We start from the raw sequence: 252 nt of genomic DNA on the forward strand, positions 1-252 counted from the left end.
CATGCCAGCCTTCTCCGCTTGGCCGGCTGCGCTCGCCAGACCAGCTCCGCCGGCCAAGCTACCCGTGGCGGAGCGGCCCACCGTGCACTAACTTTACCCTTGGACCACCTCGTGGGGGCCGATCACCAGGGCTGGGCGACGATCTTGTTCCAGGCGTCGCAGCAGTGGTCGAGGATGTCGGCGTAGGATTGGAAGATCCGGTTGCCGAGCCAGTTCTCGCGCATGAACTGCCAGAGGTTCTCGACCGGGTTG

General features: G+C 65.5%; 1 pseudogene. It reads right to left on the bottom strand.

The features are described from left to right. Positions 1-122: 122 nt before the first annotated feature. Positions 123-252: pseudogene (locus FV229_RS27125) on the bottom strand (IS630 family transposase); the annotation flags it as partial.

Origin of the sequence: Methylobacterium sp. WL120 (assembly GCF_008039465.1) — a bacterium.
Classification (GTDB): domain Bacteria; phylum Pseudomonadota; class Alphaproteobacteria; order Rhizobiales; family Beijerinckiaceae; genus Methylobacterium; species Methylobacterium cerastii.